Source organism: Streptomyces sp. SID5910, assembly GCF_009862125.1.
Taxonomy (GTDB): domain Bacteria; phylum Actinomycetota; class Actinomycetes; order Streptomycetales; family Streptomycetaceae; genus Streptomyces.
This window is the reverse complement of the sequence record NZ_WWHX01000977.1, coordinates 1-5054: the sequence shown is the minus strand read 5'-3', so window position 1 is coordinate 5054 and position 5054 is coordinate 1. Positions and strand designations below refer to the sequence as shown.

Here is a 5054-nt window from a genome sequence, read left to right as displayed (position 1 = left end):
GCTGGACCGGTTGGAAGCCCGCCCGGCTGAAGAAGGCCCGCGCCGAACTCGCCGCGACGGACCTGGTCGTGGAGGCCAAGCGGGCTCGTGCCGGGCGCTCGCTGTTCCTGCCCTGCGGCTGGCTCGACCTCAAGTCCCCCGCGCTGCCGGTGGAGACCTGGAAGGAAGCCCTCTACCCGGTGCGCGGCGGGCTGCGGGCCGTGCCGCTGCTGCCGGTGCCCGAGCTGTTCGCCCGGGCCTGGGACCGCGTCCGCGCCGGCGACGCGCCCGCCTACGAGGAACTCGTCACCCGGCCCGCGCGAAAGGCCCGCCGCCGATGACCACCGCTCCGAGCCCCCTGGAAGACACGTCGATGACCACCGCCCTGTCCCCCGACACCGCCCGCCAGATCGTGCCGCCCGAGGACCGGTACGCCACCGAACTGGCCTTCCTCGCCGCGTACGACGCGGGCCCGCGCCCGCCCGCCTGGCGGCTCACGCCCCGGGCCGTCGTCACCTTCGTCATGGGCAGCGACGGCCGGGCCCTGCGCCTGCCCGACGACGCCGAGGCGCCCGAGGGCGTGCCGCGCCGGCTGACGGTGGAGGGCAAGTTCGTCGGCGACCGGGCGCTGGTCGAGCGATGCGTCGTCACCCTCGCCGGGGAGCGCGGCCTGCTGCTCGTGGGCGAGCCGGGCACCGCCAAGTCCCTGCTGTCCGAGCTGCTGTCCGCCGCCGTGTGCGGCACCAGCGGCCTGGTCGTGCAGGGCACGGCCGGCACGACCGAGGACCAGCTGAAGTACGGCTGGAACTACTCGCTGCTGCTGGCCCAGGGCCCCAGCCGGCAGGCGCTCGTGCCCTCACCCGTGCTGACCGCGATGGGTCGCGGCGGCATCGCCCGCGTCGAGGAGGTCACCCGCTGTCTGCCGGAGGTGCAGGACTCCCTGGTCTCCCTGCTGTCCGAGCGGCGCATCGCCGTGCCCGAACTCGCGGGCAGCGACGACGCCCTGGCGCACGCGGCACCGGGGTTCAACCTCATCGCCACCGCCAACCTGCGCGACAAGGGCGTCTCCGAGATGTCCGCCGCGCTGAAGCGCCGCTTCAACTTCGAGACGGTCGGCCCGATCCCCGACCTCGACGCGGAGACCGCGCTGGTCCGCAGCCAGGCGCGGGCCTCGGTCGAGCGGGCGGGGGCGGCCTTCCAGGTCGACGACGCCGTGCTGGAGGCGCTGGTCACCGCGTTCCGCGACCTGCGCGAGGGGCGGTCGGCAGAGGGCTGGGAGGTCGAGCGGCCGTCCACCGTGATGAGCACCGCGGAAGCCGTGTCCGTCGCGGGTGCGCTGGGGCTGGCCGCGGCCTACTTCCCCGGTGACCGCGACGTGCTGGGGCTGCTGCCCGGGCATCTCCTCGGCGTCGTGCGCAAGGACGACCCCGCCGACGCGGCCCGGCTGCGCGGCTACTGGGACGGTCCGGTGCGGCGCCGCGCGGAGCAGGGTTCGGCCACCTGGCGCACCCTGTGGGACCTGCCCACGGTCCTGGAGGCCTGACCGCCGTGTCCCTTCCCCCGCTTCCCTTCCCCGCACCGTCCCTGACGCCCGCCGAGGCGGCCGACGCCCTCACGGATCCGGCGGCGCCCTACCTCATCGGCGTACGGCATCACGCGCCGTCCCTGGCCGGAGCCGTGCCGGCGCTGCTGGACGGGGCCGCACCGGACGTCCTGCTGGTCGAGCTGCCCGCCGAGATGCAGGAGTGGCTGCCGTGGCTCGGCCACGAGGAGACGCGGGCGCCGGTCGCGCTGGCCGCGGCGCCCGCCGAGGGGGGCGGGGGGCCGGCGTTCTATCCCTTCGCCGACTTCTCCCCCGAACTCGCCGCCGTGCGCTGGGCGGTCCGGCGCGGGGTCCCGGTCGTCGCGTGCGACCTGCCGCTGGCCGACCGGGCGTGGAGCGAGGGTCGGGGCGCCGCGCCGGAGTCCGGCCGGCGCGACCTCACCCGTGCCCTGCGGGCCCGGCTGACCGGCCGCCCCGGCGAGGACCTCTGGGACCGGCTCGTCGAGGCGACGGCTCCCGGCTCCACGCCCGAGGAGCTGCGCCGTGCCGCGCTGCTGACGGGATGGGCGCTGCGCGAGGAAGCGGTGGCCGCGGGCGGGGTGCCCGAACTGGATCTGCGCCGCGAACGATGGATGCGGGACCGGCTGAGCGCCGCCACCGCCCACGGCGAACGGGCGGCCGTGGTCGTCGGCGCCTTCCACGCCCCGGCACTGGCGCTGCCCGACGGGGAGGGGGAGGCGGGGGCCGACGCGGAGGCCGAGGCCGGCTGTGCGGAGGGGGCGGGGTGGACGACCTCGCTCATTCCGTACAGCTACGCGCTCCTGGACGAGCGGTCGGGGTATCCGGCCGGTATCCGGGATCCGGAGTGGCAGCATCTGGTGCTGGGCGCGGCCGGTGATCCGGGCGCGCTGGAGGAGGCGCTGACCGGGACGGCCGTGCGGGTGTGTGCGCGGCTGCGTGCCCTCGGGCACCCGTCGGGGCCGCCCGACGCGCGCGAGATCACCCGGTTCGCCTCGGACCTCGCCCGGCTGCGGGGGCTGCCGGCGCCGGGCCGGGGCGAGCTGGTCGAGGCGGTGCAGACGGTGCTCGCGCAGGGCGAGCCGTACGGCAGGGGGCGGGCCGTCGCACGGGCGATGGAACACGTGCTGGTCGGGACGCGCGGTGGCCGTCCCGCCCCGGGCGCACCGCGCAGCGGCCTCGCCCCGGCCGTGGAGGCGGAGCTGTCGTCCCTCGGACTGCCGGGCCCCGCGGCCGACGGTCCCGGCGGCGTGAAGCCCCGCGATCTGCGTCTCGACCCGCAGCGCTCCGGCCTCGACCGCCGGCGCGACCTGCTGCTGCGCCGGCTGACCGTGTGCGGGGTGCCGTACGCCGAGCCGCGGGAGGTCGTCGCCGCGGGAGGTGCCGAGGCGCTGACCACGCGGTGGGAGGTGCGCTGGACCCCGGCGACCGAAGCCATGCTGAACGCGGCCGGCGTACGCGGTGTCACGCCCGCCCAGGCCGCCGAAGGGGTACTGCGGGAGCGGTGGCGGGCGGAGCGGGACGAGGGAGGGCCCACGCCCGCGCAGACGCTGGAGGGCCTGCGGCAGGCGGCGGAGTGCGGCCTGCCGGAGCTGACGGACTCGCGGCTGGCGGAGACCGCCGAGGTGCTTCCCGGGGCCGCCGCGCTGCCCGAACTCCTCACCGGTCTCGGCCTTCTGGACCGCTTGCGAGCCGGTCACTTCGCCGGGCTCGGCACCGACGAGGACCGTACCGCCCGGGCCGCCGCCGTGGCCGAACTGCTCACCGCCGCCGCGGTGCGTCAGGTGGACGGCCTGGCCGGCGCCGAGGACCCGGCGGACGCGCACGCCCTGCTGGAACTCGCCCACCGCGCGGACCTCCTCGGCGGCGTCCGGCTGACCGACGCCCTGGCCCGGCTCGCCGAGGACGGCTCGCCCCTGATGCGCGGCGCGGCCGGTGCCGTCCGGGTGCTGCTCGGACACGAGGACGCGCGGGTGCTCGGCGAGCGCGTCGCCGCGTGGGTCGACACGGCGAACGACCCCGCGTCCCGGGCCGCGCTCACCGCACGGCTGACCGGGCTGCTGACGGCCGCCGGCCCGCTGCTGGAGTCGGCCGCCCCGGCGCTGGAGCCGCTCCTGAACCGGGTGTCCGAACTGCCCGACCGGGGCTTCCTCGACCGTCTGCCCGCGCTGCGCGGCGGCTTCGACGCCCTCAGCCCGGCGGCCCGCGACCGGCTCCTCACGACCGTCGAGGAGCGGCTGGCGGTCGGTCACCTGGCCGACACGGGCACCGTGGATCCCGTCGCCCTCGCCCGCTGGACCGGCGCGGACCTCGCGGCCAGGGCCACCCTCGACGCCCTCGGCCTGCTGCCCCCGCCACCGGCCGGCGAGGCCGGAACACCGGGGCCCGCCGCCGCACACGGGGACGCGCCGCCCGACGGCGCGCACGGTGAGGCGCCTCCCGTCGCCTTCGAGGTACGCCGGCCGGCCCCCGCCGACCGCTGGCGGCTCGTGCTGGGCCGGCGGAGCGACCGGCTGGCCCCGTCGGCGGCCGCGCTGGCCACGGCGTTGGACGAGCTGTACGGCAGCGGCCGGGGCGAGGGCAGCCGGGGCGATCTGTCCGGTCCCGGCCGTGGCGGCGGCCGGGAGGCTTCCTACCCCGGCGTGCGGGAGTGGTCGGAGGACCTGGCGGCGCTGTTCGGTCCGGGCATCCGCGAGGAGGTGCTGGCGGCCGCGGCCGCCACGGGCCGGCCGGACGTGCTGGCCGAGCTCCACCCGGACAGCGCGCGGCCCTCCGTCGACCTGCTGCGGACGGTACTCCGGCACGCGGGCGGCCTGCCCGAGTCACGGCTGGCCGCGCTCCGGCCGCTCGTCCGGAGCCTGGTCGACGCGCTGACCCGGCAGCTGGCCACGCGGCTGCGTCCCGCGCTGCACGGGACGGTCCTGCCCCGCCCGAGCCGCCGGCCGGGCGGCGGCCTGGACCTGGCCCGTACGCTGCGGGCCAACCTGGCCTCCGCGCGCCGCGGCCCGGACGGCACCGTGCGGGTCGTCCCCGAGCACCCGGTCTTCCGCACCCGCGCCCGGCGCGCCGCGGACTGGCGGCTGATCCTGGTGACCGACGTGTCGGGGTCCATGGAGGCGTCCACGGTCTGGTCGGCTCTCACGGCGTCGGTGCTGGCGGGGGTGCCCAGCCTGTCCACGCACTTCCTGGCGTTCTCCACGAAGGTCATCGACCTCACGGACCACGTCGACGACCCGCTGTCCCTGCTGCTGGAGGTCAGCGTGGGCGGCGGCACCCACATCGCCGCGGGGCTGCGGCACGCCCGCGAGCTGGTCACCGTGCCGTCCCGCACCCTCGTCGTGGTCGTCAGCGACTTCGAGGAGGGCTACCCGGTGGGCGGTCTGCTCGCCGAGGTCCGTGCCCTGGTCGGGGCGGGCTGCCATGTCCTCGGGTGCGCGAGCCTCGACGACGCGGGCCGGCCCCGGTACTCGACCGGTGTCGCGGGTCAGCTCGTCGCGGCGGGCATGCCGGTGGA

The 5054-nt window shown here is 77.6% G+C and carries 3 protein-coding genes; all 3 read left to right on the top strand.

Annotated elements, in window-relative coordinates:
* Nucleotides 1–320 (top strand): hypothetical protein (locus GTW67_RS35015; RefSeq protein WP_161168748.1); only part of this gene is annotated, 320 nt, incomplete at its 5' end.
* Nucleotides 321–352: 32 nt separating this feature from the next.
* Complete coding sequence (locus GTW67_RS35010) at nt 353–1522, top strand: ATP-binding protein (protein WP_161168750.1); 1170 nt, start codon at nt 353–355, stop codon at nt 1520–1522.
* Nucleotides 1523–1527: 5 nt separating this feature from the next.
* Nucleotides 1528–5054: DUF5682 family protein (locus tag GTW67_RS35005; RefSeq protein WP_346010817.1), on the top strand; the 3527-nt coding region annotated here is incomplete at its 3' end.

Coding starts and splice junctions, on each gene's coding strand:
- GTW67_RS35010 (WP_161168750.1), top strand. CDS start 353: ATGACCACCGCCCTGTCCCCCGACACCGCCCGCCAGATCGTGCCGCCC.